Genomic DNA, 22,715 nt, shown 5'->3' with positions numbered 1-22,715 from the left:
TCGGTTGCACGTTACCGAAGGGAATAGCTGATCGGCATCAAGATCGCTACTTGCGGTTTCCCCAAGGGATGGTCCAGTTTTAGCGGAGAGGCCTTTTTCAGAGTTTCAATCGCGTCATTATCCAGAATCAACCGCCCGGAGCTTTCTTGCACGTTGACCATTAACACTTGACCATCGTCTCTGATGACGGCGCGGAGGACCACTCTGCCTTCCCAGCGATTCATTCGAGCCATGACGGGGTAGTTCTTGAGCTCATTGATTCGCCCTTGCAATGCCCTCATCAGCCACCCATAGTCCGCCTTGGCTGCGGGCGCCGCCGTTAGGGGAGCTGCGGAAGCCACGATCTGTTCGGTCGCAGGCTGCTGGAGCTGCGCCGATGTCTCGCTTGCCGTCTCGATGGTGGGTCGTTGGACGACTGAATCGGTGATCAATTGGCTGGGGACCGGTGTCGCGGCCGGCGTCACGGGTTCATTGAAGGCTTCCTCGTTTACGGGAGCCGGTTCTTCGACGACCCTTTCCTGAGGTGTTACCGGCGTCTCAATTCGGCTGACTTCATGATATTCGACGGTGTTCGCAATAGCAGTAGAGGCGGTTTGATTGACCGGGGTAACCTCCTGGATGGTTTGAGTGGGCCCATGCTGAGCCGTCTGTGGCTGAATCTGCTTCGTTGTTGCCCCCACCGGTGTCGATCGGGATTTCATCGACTGTGGCTTCGGTGGAAGAGTCGGAATTGCCGGGGCGGGAGGATCCGATGTTGGTTGGAAGCTCGGAGATTCCAACAGTGCCACGTTCCACTTGAATGAGTCGGGTTCAAGCGACGATGTGAATACGGGCATCAGCGCGAGAGCGGCAGCGCCCATCAGCGCATGGAAAACTACAGAATACACCCAACCCTGACGTTGCAGGTGAGTCTGGTCCGGATAGTGAGAGGAGAGCGAAGTCACGATTTCACTACTTCAAGACTGACTTGTCCAAAGCCGAGGCCTTTTAGTTCATCGACCACCTGGACGAACCGTTCCAGGATCGTCACTTTGTCGGCACGGACGACCACCAGCGACTCCCTCGGTTGCTGCTCAAGCACCATTCGCAATCCATTTTCAGGAACGGCGGAATCGTTCAGATACATCTCTCCGCGCGAGGTTAACGTGATGACGAGCGGGACGTCTTTCCTATCGGAAGCTTCAGTCGCTTTGGCTAAATCGACAGGAATTTGGCCGGTACTGATGAACGTGGCCGTCGTCAACACGATCACCAGCAAGACCAGCATGACGTCAACCAAGGGGATGACGTTGATTTGGTTCAACTCCTCATCCATGCTGCTGGGTTTTATAGAGGGTGATCAGTTCAGCGACGCGTCTCCGGAGGGCGTTGTTCATCACCACGCAGGGAATAGCCACTAGAAGCCCGACAGCCGTGGCCTTGAGTGCAAGGCTCAACCCGACCATGACGGAGCTGACGGCAATGGTTTTTGAAGTTCCCATGGTGTGGAAGGTCAGCATGATTCCGAGGACTGTTCCCAAAAGCCCGATATATGGCGCATTAGCTGCCACTGTTCCGATAATGACCAATCGCTTCGTCAGGGCGATTTCGAAAAGCTGCTGATTGGGGTAGAGAGAAGGGTCAATTCGCCGGTAAAACTGCCACCGTTCGACAGCCACGGCTACTGCCCATACACTGAGGATCAGCAGCAGGCCGATAACTCCGTAATCCACGATTTCTTTCAGCGCGTCCAAGACGACATGCCTCCCCTTCTTATCTTCTTGATAATGCTTCTCAATACCACCCGTTCTTCGACTCTGTCAATGGAAAAATTCAGTCTGGTTTGGAATCCCCCGGGAGACTGATGTTGGGCGAGTGCGGGAGAGCGGCGGCATCAAACAGGACGGTATGCGTCGCCGACACCCGCACCTCAACCGGTGTTCCTTCCTGGTAGACACTGGTCGAGTCTTCGCTACTGTGGATAACTTGGCCGGAGGGGAGTCGGACGGTGTATAAATTTTCAGAGCCTCGGAACTGGCGACCCACGATCCGGGGACCCGCCGATTGGTCGGGGATCAGGTGAATGTCGTCCGGGCGAATCATGACCGCGACGGAGGTTCCTTCCGCCCGGTTGAGGGGATTAGGGAACTCTCCGAGTTCGGTATGGACCATGCCTTGTCGGATTTGCCCAGGAATAAAGTCGGCTTGTCCCACAAAGTCCGCGACGAATGGGGTAGCCGGCATGTGATAGACAAGTTCGGGTGAATCGAGTTGTTCGAGGTATCCGTGATTCAGCACAGCGATGCGATCGGCCATTGCAAAGGCTTCCTCGTGATCGTGGGTCACTAATATCGTTGTGGTCTTCGTCCGATGGAGAAGCGCGTGAACCTCCTGCCGCATTCGGTCGGCCATGTCGGGATCCAAATTGCTGAATGGCTCGTCCAGGAGGAGTAAGACCGGGTTCTGTACCAATGCTCGCGAGAGGGCCACTCGTTGCTGTTGTCCTCCTGACAATTCATGCGGATAGCGACGTTCGAGCCCTTCGAGCCCCGTCAAACGAAGCATCTCTTGGATGCGCCCCGTCCGTTCGGCCCGCGAGAGGTGATGGAGTCCAAAGGCGATGTTGTCAGCCACACGCAGGTGAGGAAACAGCGCATATTCTTGGAAGACCATGCCGACTCGGCGTTCTTCGGTTGGAACGGTTTCGGAGGGAGATGAAACTGACCGGCCCGACAAAAAGATTTCTCCGGATCGCACCGGCTCAAATCCGGCGATGGCGCGCAATACGGTCGTCTTACCGCAACCTGACGGACCGAGCAAACAGAGGATTTCACCTTCTCGCGCCGAAAACGAGATACCCTGGATTGCTGGCCGGCGTGGGTCGTACGCGCAGGACACGGAACGGAGCTCCAAAATAGAAGACGTCGGTTGGTACAGATCGGCTTGCCCGTCACGCTGACCAGTCTCTTTCTGAGTCATGTGTGATGGTGAGTTCATCGTGTTCTACGCGGCCCGCCAATCGCGCGATAGCAGGAGGGACAGTGCCGGAAGGCCAACGAGCACAATCAACAGCGCGGATGGAGCCGCCAGTTGATAATACTCCTCGCTTGCTTCCAGCCAGACACGGATGGCCAATGTGTCGAACCCCACAGGCCTCAGCAGCAACGTCGCAGGAAGCTCCTTCATCGTCTGCAGAAAAATGAGGACCCATGCCACAATCATCCCGTTACGGATCAGCGGCAGCGTGACACGTCGCCAAGTTTCCCGGACTCCGAGTCCTAAAGTACGGGCGGCCTCCTCGAGATTGGGGGTGATCTGTTGGATCGACGGCTCGAGCGATTGGAGGCCGGCGGGCAGGAAATGCAGCACATACGCGACGATCAACACGATCACAGTGCCATACAAGAACGGCATGACGTTTAAAAACAGGACCAGTACCGCAAGCGCCGCGACGGGTCCCGGCAGAACATAGCCGGCATAGGCCGCCTGCAAACAACCGAGATTGAGCCAGGTCGGTTTCCGGCTGGCGAGATACGCGAGCGGCAGTCCACCCAACACGGCAGCCGTCGCGGCCAGACTGGACAGTAGAGCGCTGTTCCAAATAAAACCGAAGAAACGAGCATCGAGAATCGCCTGGGCTTCCGAGGACAGACTCCACATCGCCAGCAGATAGACAGGGATCCCAAAGGCCAAGCCGGTGACGGTCGCCAGACAGGCCGTCAGTGCCGTCGCGTGCCACCATTCACACTGGATTCGTTGAGGCGCTCGATAGCGCCCTGTTGTCTGGTAAAACCGACTCTTACGGCGAAACCAGCGTTCGGTCAACAAAAACAGCAGCGCAAGCACGACCAGCAAGATGCTCAGGATGCTCGCCGCTTGATTGTCCGAGCGTCCGGTCATTTGCTGGAAGACGGCGTAGGTCAATGTTTGATAGCGCAGTAGGGAGACGGCGCCGAAGTCCGAAACGACATAGAGTACGACGAGTGCGACGCCGGCCACAATCGAGGGGCGTAACAACGGCAGAGTCACATGTAGCATGGTGCGCAGCTGGGATGCGCCGCACGTCCGAGCCACTTCTTCAAACGAGACGTTGAAGCTCAAAAGCGCGCTGCGTGTGAGCAGGTAGACGAATGGAAACGTATCGAGCGTCATGACGATGGTGACTCCCCAAAAACTTTGGGGAGAGAGGATTCTCGATTGCGGACCTGTGACCATTTGCCAGAGATGTTCCACAGGACCGCCGTAACCCAAGAGGTAGTTGTACACATAGGCCAAGACATAGGTCGGCATCGCCAGAGGAAGCACGAGGGCGACTTCCCAGAGACGTCGGCCTGGGAACTCGAATCGTGTGACCATCCAGGCGGTCGATACGCCGAGCACGAGCGCGAGCAAGGCCACGGCGCCCGCCAGGGAGACCGTATTGAGCAGGAGTTCGGGGACACGAGTTGTCCAGAGACGGTGCCAGATTGTGGAGTCGGCCGATAAGGCCAGGGCGGTGACATAGCCCAACGGTAAAAGAATCAGCGCGGTACTCGCCAGTACTGCGAGTTGCAGAGATGAGACAGATAATCGGCGTACGGCAATCACAAATCTACGCGGCGATCTACCGCATCCCCACTTGCTCGATGAGTAGAAGCGTAGGCTCTCGAAGTTCGGCGAGTTTGGTCAACGGCACCGAGGCCGTCCGGAAGCGCTTCCGTTCGACAAGCGACGAATCGGCCTTGACCTCAGGATGGAGCGGGTATTCTTTGTCGAGGTCAGCGAACATCTTTTGACCAACCTCCGCGACAAGAAACTCCACCAGCAGCTTGGCGGCGTCAAAGCGGGACGTGTGTTTTAAGATGCCGATCCCTGCCACGTTCATGATGGCCCCCATCCCGCCTGCCTGTTGATCGGGCATCATCACACCAAGTGGTGCGGTCGGTTGAACGGCGAGATGTCGATAGACATAGTAATGGTTCACCACGCCCACCGAGACCTGACCTTTCGCAACCGCCTCGACGATTTGCGAGCTCTTCTGGTAGACGTGAGTTCCGGCATTATTCCGGAGACCCTCGAGAAACCTCTTAGTTTGATCGTCGCCCAAACTGGCGCGTATGACCGAGACGCCCGCTTGCAAGTATTCGCTGCCGGCGTTCGGAATGGCAATTTTGTCCTTCCACCTAGGATCGGCCAAGTCCAGCAATGATGTGATCTGGTCAGGCGTCACCATCGTGGTGTTGCACACGATGATCCAAAACCGACCCGACAAGCCGATCCAGCTGTTGTCCGCCGCGCGAAATTGAGGGGGAATCGCCTGTTCAACCTCCGGCATGTTCAAGGGACGAAGGAGTCCGGCGGTGCGTGCCATCTCCAGACTTCCGGCATCATTACTGATAAACACATCGGCTGGACTCCGGCCGCCTTCCGCCTTTAACCGATTCACCAACTCGGTCGTGCCGGATGACAGCAAGTCGACCTGAATGCCGGTTTTTGCCGTGAACGCATCCAGGACCGGCTTGATCAAGCGTTCCGATCGTCCGGAATAGACGATCAGCTTATCGGCGGCGGAGACTTCAGGGGGAGTTGGAAGCCATAAGACCGCCAGCAGACATGCCGCAAACACGCCGGCAAAGTTGAGGCGTACAGGAACGCCGATCGTGCGAGAGCATTGTCTGGGCCATCGATACATGAAGGATCCTTATTTCAGAGGGAGGCAAGTTGAAATGAATAAGCTGCCTCAAAAAAATACCAGAAAAAAGAGGTGGGGATCAATGACGGCAGCGGGAACAGAGACCATAGAGTTCCAGGCGGTGAGTTTGGATGGTAAAGCCGTTCCGTGATGCAACCTCTTCCTGCAGGCGCTCAATGTCGCAGTTCTCGAATTCGACGATCTTCCCGCAGCCGGTGCATATGAGATGGTCGTGATGGCCTTTGTGTGAGATGTTGTCGTACTGAGTCTGCGTGCCGAAGTGCCGGGCCTGGGCCAGACCGGCCTCACAAAACAGGTTGAGCGTGCGGTAAATCGTTGCCAAACCCAGGTGCGGATCTTTTCGTGCCAGCTGGTGGTACATCTCCTCGGCCGTGATGTGCTCCTGCTTGAGAAACGCATCCAGGATCAGTTCACGCTGCCGAGTAAACTTGAGTTGGTGTTTCCCCAGATGGTCCTTCAGTACTCCCATTTCTTTGGTATGTTTGGACATCGCCATGAGACTCCGCCTCCTAGACCGGGATTAAAGACGAAATGGAGCAGCCGGTCAAGAGTGTTTCATACGAACTTATCCAGGAGTTCAGCTGCCTTTGACGGCTGCTCTCCGGCTGTCTATAGTAAAGCCGTCAAACTCATTGGTGGAGCGACGTTGCGAACACCCAATCAGATTACCGTCGACCGGGCGCTGTTGCTGTATGTCCTGCAGCTTGCGGAACGCCACGGCCAACTGAGCGATGTCAAGTTGCAGCAACTCTGCTTTCTCTGCGAGCTCCAAACCTTTGCCAAGGGCGTGCGCGCATTCCACTTTGAATTCTTTCGGTTTGCCTATGGCGCCTTCAGTAAAGATCTCGATAACGACCTGACGTCCCTTCGCAGGAAAGGAAGGGTCGAAAACTTCATCGTGTCGGATCAAGCCAAGGACGAGGCGATTCCCTTGTTGTTAAAGGGGATCGAAGGGGTAGAGGCCAACGAGAAGGTGAAAGATATTATCGATGCTGTTGTGACCACATATGGCCCTCAAGATAGCAGCACGATTACGAACTCGGTGGAATTAGTCCAGCTCAGTACGCCGCAGGATCCGGAATTCAAGATCCCCATTCGAGACATTGTCTTCCATACGACTCTGCTGGTACCCCATCGGATCGACGTGCAGGCTGAATTTACCTTGACCACGGCAAGCTTGTCGAAGCTGAATGCCGCGCTGGGATACGATAGCCGGCCGGCGGTGGACATTCACAGTTGGTAGAGTTCGCCGTACTTCTGTTCCACATACTTCAGGAAAGGCCCAGGACTTACCGTGGAACCGGTCACCCGTTCGGCAAGATGCTCCGGTGTGAACATGCGGCCCCAACGGTGGATTTTTTGCTCGAGCCACCGGCGCAACATCATCAATCGCCCCGCCGCAATCTCATCCTCCAAATGGGGCATCTCCAGCTTGGCCTGCTCAAAGAACTGTACGGCATAGAGATTCCCGAGGGTATAGGTCGGAAAATACCCGAAGGCGCCGAACGACCAGTGCACGTCTTGCAACACCCCTTCGGCCTCGGAAGGCGGAACGAGGCCCAAGTATTCTTTCATCTTGTCGTTCCAGATCTCCGGTAAATCGTCCGGTTGAGTCTTGTCTTCCACGAGGTCTCGCTCGATCTCGAACCGCAGCATGATATGCAGATTGTAGGTTAGCTCATCGGCTTCCACGCGAATCAACGACGGTTTCACACGATTGATCGCGGCATAGAACCGGTCGACATCGATTCCCTGCAGCTGCTGGTGAAAGGTTTGCTGCAGAATTGGATAAAAAAATCGCCAGAAGGGGCGGGATCGCCCCACGCAATTTTCCCAGAGACGGGATTGGCTCTCATGGATGCCGAGGGAAACCGAATCGCCCAGCGGCGTGCCGAAGTACTGTTGATCCAGGCCCTGATCGTATAGCCCGTGGCCACCCTCGTGGATACAACTGAAAAGGCAGGACTGCAATTCATGTTCATGCACGCGGGTTGTCACACGTACGTCGGTCGGATGGAACGAGGTGGTGAAGGGATGTGCCGAGAGATCCAATCGACCCCGCTTGAAGTCATACCCCATTGCGATCAGGACCAGTCGGCCGAACTCCAGCTGCCGATCCTGATCGTAGGAGTGATTCAGGATATTGTCATCGATGTGAACCCGGCTCTGAGTGATTTGTTTCAGCAACGGCACCAGACGGGATTTGAGCGCAGCAAATACCGGCTGGAGGCCGGCAATGGTCGCACCCGGTTCATAGACGTCCAAGAGCGCGTCATAGGGTGACTCCTGATAGCCGAGATAGTGCGCTTCTTCGCGTTTGAGCTGGAGCACGGTCCGGAGATTCCGGAGGAACAGGGAAAATTTGTTTTGTTCTTTCGCCTCGACCCATACTTGCTGCGCGAGGGAACATTCGCGGCTCAGTGTCACGACGAAATCAGACGGCAGTTTCTTCGCACGGCTGAAATCCCGCCATATCTCCCGCAACAGCGACCGCGACGGCCCATCCCAGATTTCACCGGCCTGGTCGGCTGCCTGGCCGGTCGCAGGATCCACCCATTGTGACAGGAGGTCCTGAACCTCCGAGGAGACGAGCTTCTGATGGGCCAAACCCTGAAGCACCGCGATCTGCTCAGCCCTCGCTTCGCCTCCACCGGCAGGCATGTACGTTTCCTGATCCCATGAAAGGACCGACGCAGCGCTGTTGATACGCTGAATTTCCAGGAGTCTGGTCGTGAGAGGTTCTAGCGTGGCGAGGGTCTTCAATCCGGCCTCCTTCTCGTTTCACGTATGTTAATATCCGAATCCGCTGGCGCGGACCTTCGCAGTGTACGCAGCACAGCAATCTTTTTCAAACGATCGAAAGGCATTCTGATGAACAAACTTGTTCCGTCCGAGATCGAAGCGTACGCCGAAGCGCATTCCATCCCGGAGTCTTCTGTTTGTCGGGCCCTCCGTGAAGAAACCCATCGAACGATGGCGTATCCCCAGATGCTGGTCGGCCCGCTGGAAGGGGCATTTCTGAAAATCATGACGCAGCTGGTAGGCGCAAAACAGGTACTCGAGATCGGGATGTTCACGGGCTACAGCGCGTTGTGTTTTGCGGAAGCCCTACCCCCTGATGGAGCTGTTCTTACGTGCGAGATCGACGAAAAGTCCGCGGCATTGGCCCGGCGCCATATTGCAAACGCTCCGTTTGGAAGCAAGATCAACATTCGAATGGGCCCGGCCCTTGATACCATGAGAACACTGACCGGCCCGTTCGACGTGATCTTCATCGATGCGGACAAAGCGAATTACCTCAATTACTACCGGCGTTCGCTCGAGCTGCTTGCTCCAAACGGTGTCATCTTGATCGATAACGTGCTGTGGAGCGGAGAGGTCTTGAAGCAGCAGCCGCCGGATGAGTCTACCGCCGCCATTCAGGAGCTGAACCGGACGGTCTCGGCGGATCCACGTGTGAGCGCGGTACTGGTCACGATTCGGGACGGAATCCTGATGGTGAGACGGGCTCGGAACTAGGTTATCCTTCCTGTCCAAACGCGTTGATCATTCCATTTGCTAGGTATAGAGTTCAAACCGCTGCGTTCAGCGTCTGAACTCTTTGCTGTGAGGTACCCATGCTCAAAAAGCCGCAAGACCATGAGCACATGCGGGCCGAGATGAACAAGCTCATTGTGGCGCTGGAGTTGCCGGACCTGAACAAACAGTTCCTTCGAGCGCGGTGGCTGGAACAGGTCATTTGGATGGAAGACAAGGCGTGGGATTCTGTCCGGTGGTATTACACTCTGCGGCTCACGACGATTATCGGGGGCGTCATCGTACCGGCGCTGGTCAGTCTGAACTTGGGCAACGGTGCCGACGGTGCGATCAAAATGATCACGTTCGCGGTCAGTTTGGTGGTGGCGCTGAGTGCCGCCGTGGAAGAGTTCTTTCACTATGGCGAACGCTGGCGCCACTATCGGCGCACGGTCGAATCGCTCAAGAGCGAAGGCTGGCAGTTCTTCCAGCTCAGTGGACCCTACGTGAACCTGAGCCATGTTCAGGCCTATCCGGGATTTGCCGCGCGAGTCGAGGAGCTCAGCCGTGAGGAGGTCGAGACTTACACGACGCAGGTGGTGAAAGAAAAAAAGGAGAAGGACGAGAGTGCCTCCTCCGTGGCAGGACGAAGTAAGACGGATTGATCAGAAGAGGAACGTGTATGAAACCCCATGCATTTGTCGCGATGCCGTTTGGTGTGAAGAAGGACAGCCAAGGCAACGACATTGATTTCAATCGCGTCTATACGGAGCTGATCAAGCCGGCGTTGGAGTCGGCGGGGCTGGAGGTGTTCCGGGCAGATGAAGAGCAGCGCGCCGGAGGGATTTTGCCCGATATGTTCCAGGAGCTGCTCATTGCCGACCTCGTTGTTGCTGATCTGACGATTGACAATCCCAATGTCTGGTACGAGCTCGGTGTGAGACATGCGCTGCGGGCACGCGGTGTCGTGCTGATCAGCGGCGGACAGGTGCCGACGGCATTTGACCTTTATACCGATCGCAAACTGCGCTACTCCATCAAGGATCGTGGACCGGACCCGGCGGCCTTGGAGTTAGAGAGATCGAAATTGGCCAATATGGTAAAGGCCACAATGGAATCGTGGCAGGGACGCAAGGTCAGCCCGGTGTATTCCCTGCTCGATCACTTGCAAGAGCCTCAGTGGCGAGATCTCCTGCTCGCCAAGCGCAACGAGTTCAGCATGGCCTATGAGGCGTGGAAGAGCCGGATGGAAGTGGCGCGTCAGAGAAACCACGTCGGCGACATCCTGGTGCTTGCCGACGAAACGCCGACGCAGGCGCTGTGGATAGAATCGCGCCGCGCTGCCGGGAATAGCCTGATCAAACTACGGCAGTTCGATTTCGCGCTGGAGCAGTTCGAGTCGGCGCTAAAGCTCGATGCCGAGGACAAGCCAAGCCGCGAGAAGAAAGCCGTGTGCCTGGGGCGACTCGGCCGCTACGAAGAGGCACGGGAGTACACGCGTCAGCTCACGGAGAATTACCCCTCTGATTCAGAAGTCTGGGCGTTGGCGGGGCGAGTGGAGAAGGACAACTGGGTCCAGCGTTGGCGCAGGCCCGACAGCACTCCCGCACAGATGCGTGCCGCGGCGGCGGCTGAGCAGGCGAGCCTCGAACAAGCCATCGAGCCGTACCACAAAGCGTTCATTGCCGATCCTTCCCACTTTTACTCGGGCATCAATTCGCTGACGCTGCATCTGCTGCTTGAGCATCTCGGCGGACAACCGAACCGAACCGTGATCGACAACCTGATTGGCGGCGTACTATGGGCGAGCCTTACGGCGCAAGAACGAGACAAGAAAGATTATTGGGCGCGGGCGAGCTACGCCGAGGTGTGCCTCCTGGTCAACCCGAGGGACACAGTGATTCGTGAGTACCGCGCCGCGATGGCCGCTGCCGACCGAGACTGGTTTGCGCTCGATTCATCCCGGCAGACGTTGGAACTGCTGCGCGATCTCGAATTCAGGTCTGAGGAGACCGCCGCCGCACTGGCAATCGTTGAGGCCGAGATCCGGCGAGCGACCCCGCCGTTTTCGCCGCGACGGGTTTTCCTCTTCAGCGGACACATGATCGATAAACCGGGACGGCAACCGCCTCGGTTTCCTGCCTCCAAAGAACCGGTTGCGGCTCAGAAGATTGCCGAGGCCTTGCAGAACCTCGACGCCGGTCCGGAAGACCTGGCTCTGACGCAAGGTGCGTGTGGCGGCGATCTGCTCTTTACCGAGGCTTGTCAGCAGCGAGGGGTCAAGGTTCAGTGGCTCCAGCCATTCGACGAACCAACTTTTATCCAGAAGTCGGTGGTCTGTCACGGCGAATCGTGGCGCGAGCGATATTACAAGGCCAAAGCCAAGCTCATGGCGACTGTTCGCTCAACTCCGGAAAGTCTTGGCCCTCCTCCGAAAGATGCTGATCCCTATGAACGCTGTAACCTCTGGCTCCTCTATACTGCCCTGTCCTATGGCATCGACAAGGTTCAGTTTGTCTGTCTCTGGGACGGTGGTGGAGGTGATGGCCGTGGTGGCACAGCGCATATGTATCAGGAAGTGAACCGTCGGACTGGTCAGGTGACCTGGATCGATAGCCGGACTCTGTAGCTTGGGAGCACACCGACCCTAGCCTATTTCGATACAGTGCTGTATCGGTTTAGATTCTCCATCGGTTTTGATCAAGCACTCATATAGCCCTCCGCTGACTCATCCGATCTATCCGGAAACATGAAAATACTGTATTCTTCCTGCCGGAATACGCCCTAGCAATGACATCGTGCCGTGGAAGCATCCAAATCCTGAGTGGCAAGATGTTTGCTCAGCGCATTGTCAACACGTCTTTCGGGCATTGCCCGTATCTGTTGCGCGCATTGCACGCAGATAGGAGGGCCAAGGCAACAAGATTGGTGGGCACGTTTGTAGCCATGGCCTGATTAGTCGACACCACCACAGAAAGGAGTTGTTATGGCAAAGCGAGCGGTGCTGATCGGGATCAACAAATACCAAATCCCCGGGGCGGATCTTAGTGGGTGTGTCAATGACGTGACAAATTTGAGTGAGGCGCTGAAAACCTACTATGGATTTACCGAAAAGGACATGACGACGCTCACCGATCTGAAGGCGACGAAGAAGGCGATGCAAGCCGCCATTAAAAAGCTGATTGGAGGCGGGAAGAAGGGCGATGTTCTGCTGCTCCATTATTCGGGGCATGGGTCGAACGTGCCGGATGATAACGGTGACGAAGCGGATAAGCGCGACGAGATCTTATGTCCCACTGATCTAGATTGGAACGATCCATTCAGGGATGATTGGCTCCGAAAGACCTTGAACAAGCTTCGCAAGGGCGTGAGTCTGACTGTTATTATGGACTGCTGCCATTCCGGCACTATCACGCGTGCCATTATCCCGCCGAATGCTCCCAGGAAAGAGCGATTCCTTCCTTGCCCGTTGGATCTCATGGGCACCGAGTCTGGTCGAAAACTGCGTGGGACGGTTAGCGGGAAACTAGGAAAAGCGCCTCGCGGGCGTAAGCGGAAGAGCGATATTGTCAATGCCGATATCCAAGAGCTGCTCATCACCGGGTGCCGGGATACGCAAACGTCCGCCGATGCCCACATCGGTGGCTCGTATAACGGGGCCTTGACCTATTATCTCGTCGAGTCGATCAAAGAGGCCGAGGGCAAGCTGACCTACCGAGAGCTGCATCAACGTACCGTCGCGAAACTGAAGAAGAACGACTTCGATCAAGTACCCCAGCTCGAAGGGCAACGCACGTCGTTCGATCGATTCTTTCTGAGTTAGTGAGACCAGGACGGTGAGGGCGGCCATCGGGCCGCCGTCACTTTCAAACATGGTGTTGGGCTACCCGACCGGTTCTCTCTAAGGAAGGATTCGGCGATGAGCATAAGACAGAAACGGATCATGCAGCGCGAGCCGGACCGTCGGATCCATGACATGGATTGGGAGGAGTTTGAAACTCAGCTCTCCGGTTCCGCGCGCCGAAGCAAGTCTAGAACAGTATCGGACCAGGCATTGAGGGAGCACTTCGGGTCCGAGAAGCTCGAACGGCTGCAACGTCTAGCCGATCGTGCGAGATCGGCTCGACAAAAGCGCGACGTACTGCGAGGCAATATCATCTTTATCCCCGGCATCATGGGGTCCGAGTTGACCGTCACGGAAGATGGCGATGATGACACCGTGTGGGTCAGTTTCTTGCGGCTCATGGGAGGGGGAATCAAAAAGCTACAACTAGCTCCGGACGGTTCGCGGGAAGCCGATTCAACCTTGCGTGTCTATCCCAGTGGGCTCGACAAAGATAGCTATGCAGAGGCGATCTTGTGGCTGAAAGCGAACTGGAACGTTGAGCCCTTTGCCTACGACTGGCGAAAAGATCTGGATCAGGCGGCGGAAGGCTTGAAAGGTCTCGTGGAATCGAAGTTCAAAGACCAACCGGTCCACCTTGTCGCCCATTCCATGGGAGGTCTCGTGTCCCGGAATTTTATTCGGCTGTATCCCAAGACGTGGAAAGCCATGTCGGAGCCGAAGAAGGTACAGGGCGGTCGCCTCATTATGCTGGGCACGCCGAACTACGGTTCGTATGCCATTGCGCAAGCGATGGTGGCGAAAGACAAGCTTGTGAAGTGGTTGGCAGCGGCAGATCTACGACACGACTTGGACGAAGTGCTAGACGTCCTGAATGGATTCGTGGGGAGTTACCAGCTACTCCCTGCATACGCAAAGCTCTCTGTCCCAGAACAAAGTCTCTACGATCGAGGCACTTGGGGCCGGTATCCCATCCTGACCTCCCACCTCAATCGGGCGCGCAAGTTCCACACGGACCTCGATGTGTCGGCGACGACCGATCCGGAGCGGATGACCTATATCGCCGGTTGCAATCAGGAAACGGTGTGCGGGGTAAGGATCGATGCGCCCGGCATGTTCGAGTTTGACATCACCTTGAAAGGCGATGGTCGCGTCACGCACGCACTGGGGCTGCTTCCCGGTGTGCCGACATATTATGTCGACGAGATCCATGGTGACCTGCAGAAGCATGAACAGGTGCTTGAGGCCATCGATGAGATCCTGCGAACCGGCAAGACCGGCGTATTGGCGACGGAACCAGTCACCGCCCGCGCAGTCCGCTCGGTGCCGTCCTCGCGTGTTCGTGCCGTGCAAGATCGACAGGATGCCGAGGAGATTCGCCAAATCGCGGAAGCGACGAATGCCAACCAAAGCAGCGCCGCAGAGCGCCGTCGGGCAGAGCGATTGCTCAGGCAAGCTGTCATGGTGCAGGCCTCTTCAAAGGTCCGGGCGGTGACGGATTCAGTCCCGGCCGAAACCTACGCAGTGCGGAAAAAGAAGACACAAAGAGAGAAGCCTATCTCCCTAAACGTTGAAATCGTTCAGGGTGACATTCGCGATATCAAGACGACGGCGGTCGTGGTCGGGCACTACAGAGGGGTACCACCCGTGCGTGCGGTTGGAGCGCTGGACCAGGCGCTGGAGTTCTGGATTTCCAAGGCCGTCAAACGCGGCATCATCGGTGGCGGGCTCGGCGAAGTATTTCTCATCCCCAATGTGCGCAAATCTCTTGCTGCCAATGCCGTGATCCTCGCCGGCATGGGCGAATACGGGCGTTTCAATCGGGAGGACCTGGATCTCCTCTTCGCCAATGTCACCTATGGCGTCACTGCGCTCGGATGGCGTGAATTCGCCACGGTTGTAGTCGGCTCGGGGGAAGGTAATTTGTCCTTGGAGCAGGCGATCGAAGGCATGCTGCAAGGCGTAGGGTCAGCGCTCAGACAACTGAAGGACCAAGGGCATCTCGAGACCCTGCGTATCGTGGAGTACGATACAAATCGCTTGAAGGTGATCAAGGAGCTGTTGAATAGAATCTCACAGAACCAGAACGATGGCTTGAAATTGCGCGTGATGGAGCGGCAGTTGCCGAAGCGTACGCATCGCAGACAACAATCGAAGCCGGCCAACCAGGATACGATGAAGGGGAGCCGGATTACGATCGAACGCGACCATGACGTGTTCCGGTTCTCAGCCATCAGGGAACAGGCGGTTATTCCAGTCCGAGAAATCACGATTCAATCCTCGTATGCAGAAGGAGCGGCCGAACTCCTGAAGGAGTCTCGAAGTTTGGAGGATCAGCAGAAATACGGAAAGCTCTTACACAGCTACCTCATGCCGGAAGACTTCCAGGATATGGTCGATATCACGCCGCTCACCCTCATGGTTGACCGTTCCACAGCGGCATTCCCGTGGGAGATGGCTGCATTCGAACAACACGGGAAAGCCATTTTTTATGGGCCTGGCCGGCAACTGACGCGGCAATTCCGCACCACCTTGTCTGGCCCGCCGGGACTGGTTGCGACGACGACTGCCGACAGCCTGCGCGTGCTGGTCATCGCTGACCCGGCTCCGGAGGTCGACCTGCAATTGCCGGGAGCGCGGGAGGAAGGTCGCACTGTGGTGAAAGTTCTGCAAAGCATGAAGGAGAGACAGGGCCTGAATATCTCAATCGAGCAACGGATCGGGGCGAATGAATGTGATCCGGTCGAACTGCTTGCGCTGATCCTGAGCGAGGAGTTCGATTTGATTCATTACTCGGGGCATGGCGACTTCGACGAAAAAAATCCTTCCAAGAGCGGATGGATTTTCGGCAAAGAGAACGTGCTGTCCGCGAGGGATGTGTTTCGAGCGCGGCACGTGCCGCGCCTGATTTTTGCCAACGCCTGCTTCTCCGGCGTCGTTCGATCCGGGAAGCCCTTTACGCTGCAGGAATCGAATCGAAGCCTTGCGGGGTTGGCCCAAGCTTTTTTTGAGCGAGGCGTCCAGAACTACATTGGGACCGGTTGGCCTGTGGATGACGCAGCGGCATTAGAGTTTGCGAAGGTCTTTTATACGGAAGCGCTGTCCGGCAATGATCTTGGGAGCTCTCTATCGAAGGCCAGAGCAGCTATCCTTATGAGTGGGTCGACATGGGGCGCCTATCAACACTACGGTCAAGCCACCGCGAAACTGATCGCCCTGTCAAAGAAGAACGGCACAAGCGCCTCGTAGTCTCGTGGACATGTGGAGGAGATTCTTGGGTGGTGAAGCTGGATGAACGGCTTGAAATCGCTACCGCCGCCAAAGCTATGGCTGGGGTCGATCGTGCGGGGCGTGTGACCACCCCGCACGCGAGGAGTATCACTCTGATATCGGTGCCATCGCGACGTCCAGGACCTTGATGTCGAGATAGAGTGTCTTGCCGGCGAGGGGATGGTTGAAGTCGAGCACGACGGTATCGTTCTTTACCTCAGAAATACGCGGAAAAACCTTTCGTCCATCGGCGGTTTTCCCCTCCAACTGTGTCCCCACTTTCCGGGAATCAGCCGGTACCATCTTCTTGTCCACTTCTTGAAACGCTTTGGGGTCGATGGTGCCATAGCCCTCGGTGGGGGGGACCGTAAACTTCTTTTTCTCTCCGGACGCCATGCCCTCAATCGCCTTTTCGACACCCGGAATGAGTTGATGACTGCCCTGTGTGACCTTCAACGGTTCCCCACCCACGTTCGTATCCACGATCGATTGATCGTCCAGCTTGAGCGTGTACTCCAAGGTGACTTGCTTACCATGTGAGACAGTCATTGCGTATGCCCCTTTCTTGGACTCTCCTGCCGAAGCAAAAACGGCCGAGAGCAATAGAACCGCGCACCAACCGCACACCGCTTGAAACAATAGATATGGATGTCTCATAGGCTAACCTCCTGTGAGAAGTGGTTCGTATATAGACTGGAAAGGTCGCGGGACGAACGTGTGAGGACGAGCGATCGGTTCCAGGCTAGGTGATTTGGATATTGTTCACGCTACTGCATTCACTCGTGTGGGGCCACTCGGCAAGTTACTAGCTGTTCAATTGTGATACAGAACGATCAAAACACGAGCGAAAATTAACGATGACGATCGGGGTGTGCATGTTCTCCGTCCAGTAGGTGAGATGTTGCTGGAATAATGTGCGTTAGGTGTCGACTAGAACCTTAAATCCACCGTAGACCATGCGCTTGCAGTCGAACGGCATGTCTTTGGAGTCGCACATGTCTGCCAGGCGCGGGTCTTTCATGACCTTGGCATTGACGCGGTCTCGATGCGCCCGCGACTTGTAGAGAATATAGGCGAACACGATCGTCTCGCCGGACTTGACCTTCATTTGACGCGGGAATGGAACGCCCATCTTAATGTTGAGATCGTCACCGACGCACTCCTTATAGTCGAGCGCGCCATGTTCGCGCCAAATTTCCCCCGCCTTCTGTGCCAGACGGCGGTAGGCGTTCAATTTCTTCTTCGGAACGGGCAAGACAAATCCATCGACATAGCGGGCCATACGGACCTCCTTTGATTGCGTGTAACTGGCTGGGAGCGAATAGATATTCGCTCCCGCACCGTTTGTGTGTTGAATGCCATCGGCTAGCCGCAAGCCTTCCGCGCCTGCTCCTGAAGCTCGGTCGGATTCACATCGCGAACGTGCGTGGCGATCGACCAGTGGTGTCCGAAGGGGTCTTCGAGCAGGCCGTACCGGTCTCCCCAGAACATATCGGCGACCGGCATCGTGATTTTCGCGCCGGCAGCGACGGCTTGGTTGAAGACCGCCTCCACATCGTGGACATAGAGGTGGATGGTAACGGGCGAACCTTTGAGCGACTTGGGCCCGAACGAGTTATGACCGGGAAATTCATCGACGAGCATGACGGGAGAGTCCCCGATTCGGATCAGGGCATGCAGGAGCTTTCCCTCTGGTCCGGGGACCTTTCCCAGCTCCACCGCATTGAAGGCCTTCTTGTAAAATTCAATCGCATCCGCGGCACCGGCGCACACCAAGTGCGGGGTTACCGTACGCATCCCATCGGGAATCGGCTTGACCTGCTTGTTCATGGCTTTCTCCTTTCGGTTGAAACGGCTCGTCTTACCTTTTCTTGGCTCTCAATGTTAGGGCGACGCTCAATTGGACGGGAGGCCTACCGCCTCGAAGCGCGGCACAGCGATGCGCTTCTCGCTGTGCCACGGCGATAGCCGGAGCGTTACTTGGCGCGGTCGTTCGGTTCCCACAGCGCGAATTCATTGTCTTCCGTGTCTCGACATATTACGAAATAGCCCATCTTCGGTACCGCCGTTTTGGGCTTGCAGATCGTGCCGCCAAGCTTCTCGACCTTCGCCGCTGATTTGTCCACTGAGGACACCGCCATATAGTTGGTGATGGAATGCTTGGGGTGCTTGCGCACGATCAATCCACCATCCGGTGTCCCGTCGAGGCCACCTGTGTCGATGTGCCAGTAATCCTCCGCTCCGGGAAACTGCTCGATCTTCCACCCGAACAACGAGCTGTAAAACTTCTTGGCACGCTGGGGATCGTCCGCCGGGACGTCGAACCAGCAGATGCTCGCTGAGGCGCGGATGCTTTTCGTACCTTTCCGCTTTGTTGTCGACTTGGCTTTGGATTGCGTACTCATGTGTTTCTCCTTTGACGTTAGTAAGGGCGCTTCGTTTTCGGATTCTTGCAATCAGCTGTAGGCCATGCGCCTCAACTCGCCGCTATCCGCCGGCCATTGCCCCCACAATCAGGAACGGCTCGTTTCCCGTCACGACGGCTTCGGGCAGCGGGGTATCGGGCGATTCGTGAGAGAGGTCTTGCTCGCAGGCAAAGAAGCGCACGAACGCCCGGCGCTTGCGCGTCACATGATCGCGCACCGTCCCGCGCAACATCGGATAGCGGGCTTCAAGCGCGTCGAGGATTGCACGTTGCGTCACCGGACCGTTGACCTCAAGGGTCACTTCACCGTTGACGTGCGCCAGGGTTCGCAGATGTTGCGGAAGAATCACACGAACCATCTCTTCTCCGTCGTTCGTATCTCGTTTCAGACGACCGCGGTCTCCTACGAAATACGCTTCACGTCTCACTGGAGTGTCTGCACCTCGACTGACAAGACCGCCGGTAGGTCGTGGACAATTGGCGCCCAGCTGTCGCCGCCATCGGCCGAGCCATAGACTTGGCCGCCGGTCGTTCCAAAATAAATGCCACAGGGATCGAGCCGATCGACGGTCATCGCGTCCCGCAGAATATTGACATAGCAATTCTCCTGCGGCAGGCCCTTTGTCAGCGCCTCCCATTCGTCGCCTCCCGTGCGGCTGCGATATACGCGCAGCTTGCCTTCCGGAGGATAGTGTTCGGAGTCGCTCTTGATCGGCACGACGTAGACTGTGTTCGGTTCATGGGCATGGACGGCGATCGGGAATCCGAAATCGCTCGGCAAGTTGCCGCTGATCTCGTGCCAGGACTCGCCGGCGTCGTCGCTCCGCAACACGTCCCAGTGCTTCTGCATGAACAACACATTCGGGCGTGATGGATGCATGGCGATGTTGTGCACGCAGTGCCCGACATCTGCATCCGGATCGGGCAACTCATACTGCGATTTCAAACCGCGGTTGATCGCCCGCCATGTCTGGCCACCATCATCTGTGCGGAACGCGCCGGCCGCGGAGATGGCAATATACATACGTTGAGGATTCGTCCGATCCAACATAACCGTATGCAGGCACATCCCACCGGCACCCGGTTGCCACAGATTTCCTTTCACATCGCGTAGTCCGGCAAGCTCGTGCCACGTCTGCCCACCGTTGGTCGACCGGAACAAGGCCGCGTCCTCGACTCCGGCGTACACCGTATCGGGATCGGTCAATGACGGTTCGAGATGCCACACTCGTTTGAATTCCCACGGGCGCTGCGAGCCGTCATAATGTTGGTGTGTCGTGAGCGGTTTCCCTGTTTCCGCGGACGTGTCGTAGCGAAACATGTTGCTCTCACCCTTCGGCATGCCGTCGGACCCCATCAGATCTTCGGGTTTGGTGCCGGGGGCGTTCCAGGTTTTCCCGCCGTCATCCGAGCGTTGAATGACTTGCCCGAACCAACTGCTGGTCTGCGAGGCATACAATCGATTCGAATCGACCGCCGAACCCGTGATGTGGTAGAGCTCCCATCCTCCGAAGTGTGGCCCTTGCACGTCCCACTGTTTGCGTGAGCCGTCCGATGTCAGAATGAACGCTCCCTTTCTGGTGCCGACCAGCAGCCGTACCCTGCTCATGTAGGACTCCTTTCTCGCTATGCCCCGGTTTTTAGCGGCCGGCCACCAGCCGCTTTGTCCACTCGTCGTCCGACTACTGCTTCCGCGTATAGGTGATTTCCATTCCCTTCATTTCTTTCTCGCCCTTGTGGGCCCCATACATCTCAAAGATCTGGGTGTTCTGATCGACGAGCTTCCACACTGCGCGATGGGTCATGTGCCCGCCACCCGGTTCGTCATGCCCTCCCTTGAGCGTGATCGTCTTACCGTCCGCGGTGGCCGTACCTTCCATCAAGAAAATTCCCGTGCCCATCGAATCGATCCAGGTCGACACATACTTCTTGCGCAGATTGTCATACCCGGTCGTCCCGACACCCGAATACGGCTGGCCCATCATGCTGCCGGTATATTCCTGTTGAAGAAACCGCCCGCCTAAGATGGCCTTCATTTCGACGGTGCCACTTGATTCCATCGGCGGTTTACCGGGCTCCATCCATTCCTTGGTCTGTGTCGTCCAGCTTCCGGCCAGGTTTTCCAATTGCTTGTGCGGTTCTCCGGGCGTGGCTAGTTTTTGCCACATCTCCATCATGGCTTTTTCATCCATAGGCGCGGCGTGTTTTTTCTCTTTAGCCAGAACTGGCAAGCCCAGTAACGTGATGCACAACGTCGTAACGGTAAGAGACATGAAACGCATAGTGGCCTCCTTGTAAGGTATCAAGCCTTGATTTCTGGTTCGGCTGTTGACTGTCATACGATAGTCGCTCCGTGATTGGAAAATCGACATTCGGCTTTCATGAGCTTCGCCGTGTACCAGCCCCCTCATTCTCTTCAGCTGATGGCTAATTCCAGTTGTCCACCTTGAGATCATCGGGTGAGGGCATACCTTTACCGGTTTCGGCAAGACCTTTAAGACTCAATAGAAACGTGGCCCATTTCGTACTGCAATGAGCGGTGAACTCGCTCGCCTCCTGCCAGTTTTTGTGACCAAAGAGTATGATCGTGTAATCACCTTCCTGGGATAAAAGGAATACCGCGTCCGTTCCTATCCATTCCTCCGGCCCCGCATTGAAGCGCCAATGCACCTTCCTGTTGGGATCGAGCGCAATGACTTCCATGTTCATGCAGCCGATTTCTTTCCCACCCACAGAAAGGAACCGAACCCCGATCGTACCCCCAACCTTGGATGATCCGGATGTTTTCTTGGTCCACCAACCGGCGATGCCCTCGACCGTCGATAGCGCGGCGTACACCTTCGATATCGGTGCCTTGATTCCAATTCTATGAATAATGTCCACCATGTTCCCTCTGCTCAGTTCCTCTTATTCGAAATATAGTGGCCTTATTTGCAGCAAGCCTAGGAGGTGCTGATCAGCACGCGATGCTTCCGGCAATGAACGACAGCCTCCTGCTCCTGTGGCTACCGGGCGTTCGCCTTCGCTTGTTCGAATACGCGCTGTTCCTGTTTTCTCAACTCTGGCGTGAACTCGGTCCCGAAATCCTCGGCGTCGAAGACCTGACGAATTTCAATTTCGCTGTCTTCGTTGTGGGGATTCGGACAGCGCTTGACCCATTCGATCGCTTCTTCCTTCGATTTGCACTGCCAGAGCCAGTAGCCGGCGATGAGTTCCTTGGTTTCGGCAAAAGGGCCGTCGATCACCGTACGCTTGGTGCCCGAGAACCTTACGCGCGCCCCTTTGGAACTGGGATGCAGCCCATCGCCGGCGAGGAGCACGCCGGCGTTCACGAGGACTTCATTAAACTTTCCCATATCAGTCAAGAGTTGCGTGCTCGGCATCACACCGGCTTCCGACTCCTTGGTAGCTTTCACAATGACCATGAACCGCATGACGAACCTCCTTTGGGTTACCGCATTGTCGCCGGTTATCCTGCATACGCTCGTTGAATCGCTTCGAGATCGGGCTTGGTCATTTGGAGAATGGCCTCCATCACCCGTTCGGACCTCTTGGTATCCTGATCCTGCAACATCTTGTCCCACTCGGGGGACACGATTTGCCAGGAGAGCCCGTATTTGTCCTTCAGCCAGCCGCACGGTCCCGGTTCTCCACCTTCCGACAGCTTGGCCCACATCTCGTCGATTTCTTCCTGGGAATGACACTTCACCATGAAGGAGACCGCTTCGGTAAACTTGAAGAGCGGTCCGCCGTTCAGCGCCACGAATTCTTGGCCATTAAGCATAAACGTCACGGTCATGACAGACCCTTTCGGCCTTCCCGAGGTCTTGGCGCCCGTCTCACCGTAGTGCGTGATTGGTCCTAACTGGGAATTCTTGAAGATGGACACGTAAAACTGTGCCGCCTCTTCGGCCCGATCATCGAACCACAAGCAGGGCGTGAGTTGTTGCATGATGAGCTCCTTGTTTCTGTTACCTGTGCCTACCTAG

General features: G+C 56.4%; 24 protein-coding genes. 6 read left to right on the top strand and 18 right to left on the bottom strand.

Annotated features, from left to right (window positions below; translation table 11 throughout):
- Positions 1 to 11 precede the first annotated feature (11 nt).
- From H8K03_06065 to H8K03_06035, 7 genes are all read right to left on the bottom strand, one after another.
- A complete protein-coding gene (locus H8K03_06065) occupies positions 12 to 944 on the bottom strand; it encodes a TonB family protein (protein UVT21473.1) in 933 nt (310 codons plus the stop codon).
- Entirely contained in the window at positions 941 to 1,315 is a 375-nt protein-coding gene (locus H8K03_06060) for a biopolymer transporter ExbD (protein ID UVT21472.1), read from the bottom strand. Before H8K03_06060 ends, H8K03_06065 begins: the two co-directional genes overlap by 4 nt.
- A complete protein-coding gene (gene exbB / locus H8K03_06055; protein UVT21471.1) occupies positions 1,308 to 1,733 on the bottom strand; it encodes a TonB-system energizer ExbB in 426 nt (141 codons plus the stop codon). The genes H8K03_06060 and exbB overlap by 8 nt, the downstream gene beginning before the upstream one ends.
- Positions 1,734 to 1,812: 79 nt before the next feature.
- Complete coding sequence (locus tag H8K03_06050; protein UVT21470.1) at positions 1,813 to 2,958, bottom strand: ABC transporter ATP-binding protein; 1,146 nt, start codon at positions 2,956 to 2,958, stop codon at positions 1,813 to 1,815.
- 24 nt (positions 2,959 to 2,982) lie between these two features.
- Entirely contained in the window at positions 2,983 to 4,566 is a 1,584-nt protein-coding gene (locus H8K03_06045) for an iron ABC transporter permease (protein UVT21469.1), read from the bottom strand.
- A 16-nt stretch (positions 4,567 to 4,582) separates the two neighbouring features.
- Positions 4,583 to 5,650, bottom strand: coding sequence for an extracellular solute-binding protein (locus H8K03_06040; protein ID UVT21468.1), 1,068 nt, complete (start codon positions 5,648 to 5,650; stop codon positions 4,583 to 4,585).
- Positions 5,651 to 5,729: 79 nt separating this feature from the next.
- Positions 5,730 to 6,161 (bottom strand): transcriptional repressor, encoded by a 432-nt coding sequence (locus tag H8K03_06035; protein ID UVT22386.1) that lies wholly within the window; start codon positions 6,159 to 6,161, stop codon positions 5,730 to 5,732.
- A gap of 156 nt (positions 6,162 to 6,317) precedes the next feature.
- On the opposite strand from H8K03_06035, the gene H8K03_06030 reads away from it, so the two are divergent.
- Positions 6,318 to 6,914 carry a hypothetical protein gene (locus tag H8K03_06030; GenBank protein UVT22385.1) on the top strand — a complete coding sequence of 199 codons (597 nt, stop codon included), beginning with the start codon at positions 6,318 to 6,320 and terminating at the stop codon, positions 6,912 to 6,914.
- Here H8K03_06030 and H8K03_06025 read toward each other — a convergent pair.
- Positions 6,902 to 8,434, bottom strand: coding sequence for a carboxypeptidase M32 (locus H8K03_06025; protein UVT21467.1), 1,533 nt, complete (start codon positions 8,432 to 8,434; stop codon positions 6,902 to 6,904). The genes H8K03_06030 and H8K03_06025 overlap by 13 nt on opposite strands.
- A gap of 108 nt (positions 8,435 to 8,542) precedes the next feature.
- Here H8K03_06025 and H8K03_06020 point away from each other — a divergent pair, with 108 nt between their 5' ends.
- The 5 genes from H8K03_06020 (at position 8,543) to H8K03_06000 (ending at position 16,280) form a co-directional block, all read left to right on the top strand.
- Entirely contained in the window at positions 8,543 to 9,190 is a 648-nt protein-coding gene (locus H8K03_06020) for a class I SAM-dependent methyltransferase (GenBank protein ID UVT21466.1), read from the top strand.
- Between the two features lie 98 nt (positions 9,191 to 9,288).
- Complete coding sequence (locus H8K03_06015; protein ID UVT21465.1) at positions 9,289 to 9,852, top strand: DUF4231 domain-containing protein; 564 nt, start codon at positions 9,289 to 9,291, stop codon at positions 9,850 to 9,852.
- Between the two features lie 17 nt (positions 9,853 to 9,869).
- Entirely contained in the window at positions 9,870 to 11,816 is a 1,947-nt protein-coding gene (locus H8K03_06010) for a tetratricopeptide repeat protein (protein UVT21464.1), read from the top strand.
- A 357-nt stretch (positions 11,817 to 12,173) separates the two neighbouring features.
- The gene (locus H8K03_06005) at positions 12,174 to 13,010 is read left to right on the top strand and encodes a caspase family protein (protein UVT21463.1); all 837 of its coding nucleotides are present in this window, start codon (positions 12,174 to 12,176) and stop codon (positions 13,008 to 13,010) included.
- Positions 13,011 to 13,106: 96 nt separating this feature from the next.
- Positions 13,107 to 16,280, top strand: a complete 3,174-nt coding sequence (locus H8K03_06000) for a CHAT domain-containing protein (GenBank protein UVT21462.1) — start codon at positions 13,107 to 13,109, stop codon at positions 16,278 to 16,280.
- A 129-nt stretch (positions 16,281 to 16,409) separates the two neighbouring features.
- On the opposite strand, the gene H8K03_05995 is transcribed toward H8K03_06000, so the two are convergent.
- The 10 genes from H8K03_05995 to H8K03_05950 form a co-directional block, all read right to left on the bottom strand.
- Positions 16,410 to 16,850 (bottom strand): peptidylprolyl isomerase, encoded by a 441-nt coding sequence (locus H8K03_05995; protein ID UVT21461.1) that lies wholly within the window; start codon positions 16,848 to 16,850, stop codon positions 16,410 to 16,412.
- 370 nt (positions 16,851 to 17,220) lie between these two features.
- The gene (locus H8K03_05990; protein ID UVT21460.1) at positions 17,221 to 17,583 is read right to left on the bottom strand and encodes a DUF1428 domain-containing protein; all 363 of its coding nucleotides are present in this window, start codon (positions 17,581 to 17,583) and stop codon (positions 17,221 to 17,223) included.
- Between the two features lie 83 nt (positions 17,584 to 17,666).
- The gene (locus tag H8K03_05985) at positions 17,667 to 18,131 is read right to left on the bottom strand and encodes a VOC family protein (protein UVT21459.1); all 465 of its coding nucleotides are present in this window, start codon (positions 18,129 to 18,131) and stop codon (positions 17,667 to 17,669) included.
- Between the two features lie 146 nt (positions 18,132 to 18,277).
- Entirely contained in the window at positions 18,278 to 18,706 is a 429-nt protein-coding gene (locus tag H8K03_05980) for a VOC family protein (GenBank protein UVT21458.1), read from the bottom strand.
- Between the two features lie 82 nt (positions 18,707 to 18,788).
- Positions 18,789 to 19,085 carry a MoaD/ThiS family protein gene (locus tag H8K03_05975; GenBank protein ID UVT22384.1) on the bottom strand — a complete coding sequence of 99 codons (297 nt, stop codon included), beginning with the start codon at positions 19,083 to 19,085 and terminating at the stop codon, positions 18,789 to 18,791.
- A 65-nt stretch (positions 19,086 to 19,150) separates the two neighbouring features.
- Positions 19,151 to 20,335 carry an exo-alpha-sialidase gene (locus tag H8K03_05970; protein ID UVT21457.1) on the bottom strand — a complete coding sequence of 395 codons (1,185 nt, stop codon included), beginning with the start codon at positions 20,333 to 20,335 and terminating at the stop codon, positions 19,151 to 19,153.
- A 73-nt stretch (positions 20,336 to 20,408) separates the two neighbouring features.
- The gene (locus H8K03_05965) at positions 20,409 to 21,008 is read right to left on the bottom strand and encodes a DUF1579 domain-containing protein (GenBank protein UVT21456.1); all 600 of its coding nucleotides are present in this window, start codon (positions 21,006 to 21,008) and stop codon (positions 20,409 to 20,411) included.
- Between the two features lie 145 nt (positions 21,009 to 21,153).
- Entirely contained in the window at positions 21,154 to 21,612 is a 459-nt protein-coding gene (locus H8K03_05960; GenBank protein ID UVT21455.1) for an SRPBCC domain-containing protein, read from the bottom strand.
- 119 nt (positions 21,613 to 21,731) lie between these two features.
- Complete coding sequence (locus H8K03_05955; protein ID UVT21454.1) at positions 21,732 to 22,160, bottom strand: YciI family protein; 429 nt, start codon at positions 22,158 to 22,160, stop codon at positions 21,732 to 21,734.
- A gap of 35 nt (positions 22,161 to 22,195) precedes the next feature.
- The gene (locus H8K03_05950; GenBank protein UVT21453.1) at positions 22,196 to 22,678 is read right to left on the bottom strand and encodes a VOC family protein; all 483 of its coding nucleotides are present in this window, start codon (positions 22,676 to 22,678) and stop codon (positions 22,196 to 22,198) included.
- Positions 22,679 to 22,715: the final 37 nt, after the last annotated feature.

This window comes from Nitrospira sp. (genome assembly GCA_024760545.1).
Lineage (GTDB): Bacteria > Nitrospirota > Nitrospiria > Nitrospirales > Nitrospiraceae > Nitrospira_D.
The sequence above is the reverse complement of the archived record's forward strand: the minus strand, read 5'-3'. Positions and strand labels throughout refer to the sequence as shown.

What these genes read in the sequence shown, in the direction of transcription:
- H8K03_05950 (UVT21453.1), bottom strand. Translation starts at nt 22,678, where the DNA reads ATGCAACAACTCACGCCCTGCTTGTGGTTCGATGATCGGGCCGAAGAG.
- H8K03_06005 (UVT21463.1), top strand. Translation starts at nt 12,174, where the DNA reads ATGGCAAAGCGAGCGGTGCTGATCGGGATCAACAAATACCAAATCCCC.
- H8K03_05985 (UVT21459.1), bottom strand. Translation starts at nt 18,131, where the DNA reads ATGAACAAGCAGGTCAAGCCGATTCCCGATGGGATGCGTACGGTAACC.
- H8K03_05990 (UVT21460.1), bottom strand. Translation starts at nt 17,583, where the DNA reads ATGGCCCGCTATGTCGATGGATTTGTCTTGCCCGTTCCGAAGAAGAAA.
- H8K03_06050 (UVT21470.1), bottom strand. Translation starts at nt 2,958, where the DNA reads ATGACTCAGAAAGAGACTGGTCAGCGTGACGGGCAAGCCGATCTGTAC.
- H8K03_05970 (UVT21457.1), bottom strand. Translation starts at nt 20,335, where the DNA reads ATGAGCAGGGTACGGCTGCTGGTCGGCACCAGAAAGGGAGCGTTCATT.
- H8K03_05975 (UVT22384.1), bottom strand. Translation starts at nt 19,085, where the DNA reads ATGGTTCGTGTGATTCTTCCGCAACATCTGCGAACCCTGGCGCACGTC.
- H8K03_06060 (UVT21472.1), bottom strand. Translation starts at nt 1,315, where the DNA reads ATGGATGAGGAGTTGAACCAAATCAACGTCATCCCCTTGGTTGACGTC.
- H8K03_06020 (UVT21466.1), top strand. Translation starts at nt 8,543, where the DNA reads ATGAACAAACTTGTTCCGTCCGAGATCGAAGCGTACGCCGAAGCGCAT.
- H8K03_05965 (UVT21456.1), bottom strand. Translation starts at nt 21,008, where the DNA reads ATGCGTTTCATGTCTCTTACCGTTACGACGTTGTGCATCACGTTACTG.
- H8K03_05955 (UVT21454.1), bottom strand. Translation starts at nt 22,160, where the DNA reads ATGCGGTTCATGGTCATTGTGAAAGCTACCAAGGAGTCGGAAGCCGGT.
- H8K03_06040 (UVT21468.1), bottom strand. Translation starts at nt 5,650, where the DNA reads ATGTATCGATGGCCCAGACAATGCTCTCGCACGATCGGCGTTCCTGTA.
- H8K03_06010 (UVT21464.1), top strand. Translation starts at nt 9,870, where the DNA reads ATGAAACCCCATGCATTTGTCGCGATGCCGTTTGGTGTGAAGAAGGAC.
- H8K03_05980 (UVT21458.1), bottom strand. Translation starts at nt 18,706, where the DNA reads ATGAGTACGCAATCCAAAGCCAAGTCGACAACAAAGCGGAAAGGTACG.
- H8K03_05995 (UVT21461.1), bottom strand. Translation starts at nt 16,850, where the DNA reads ATGACTGTCTCACATGGTAAGCAAGTCACCTTGGAGTACACGCTCAAG.
- H8K03_05960 (UVT21455.1), bottom strand. Translation starts at nt 21,612, where the DNA reads ATGGTGGACATTATTCATAGAATTGGAATCAAGGCACCGATATCGAAG.
- H8K03_06035 (UVT22386.1), bottom strand. Translation starts at nt 6,161, where the DNA reads ATGTCCAAACATACCAAAGAAATGGGAGTACTGAAGGACCATCTGGGG.
- H8K03_06000 (UVT21462.1), top strand. Translation starts at nt 13,107, where the DNA reads ATGAGCATAAGACAGAAACGGATCATGCAGCGCGAGCCGGACCGTCGG.
- H8K03_06015 (UVT21465.1), top strand. Translation starts at nt 9,289, where the DNA reads ATGCTCAAAAAGCCGCAAGACCATGAGCACATGCGGGCCGAGATGAAC.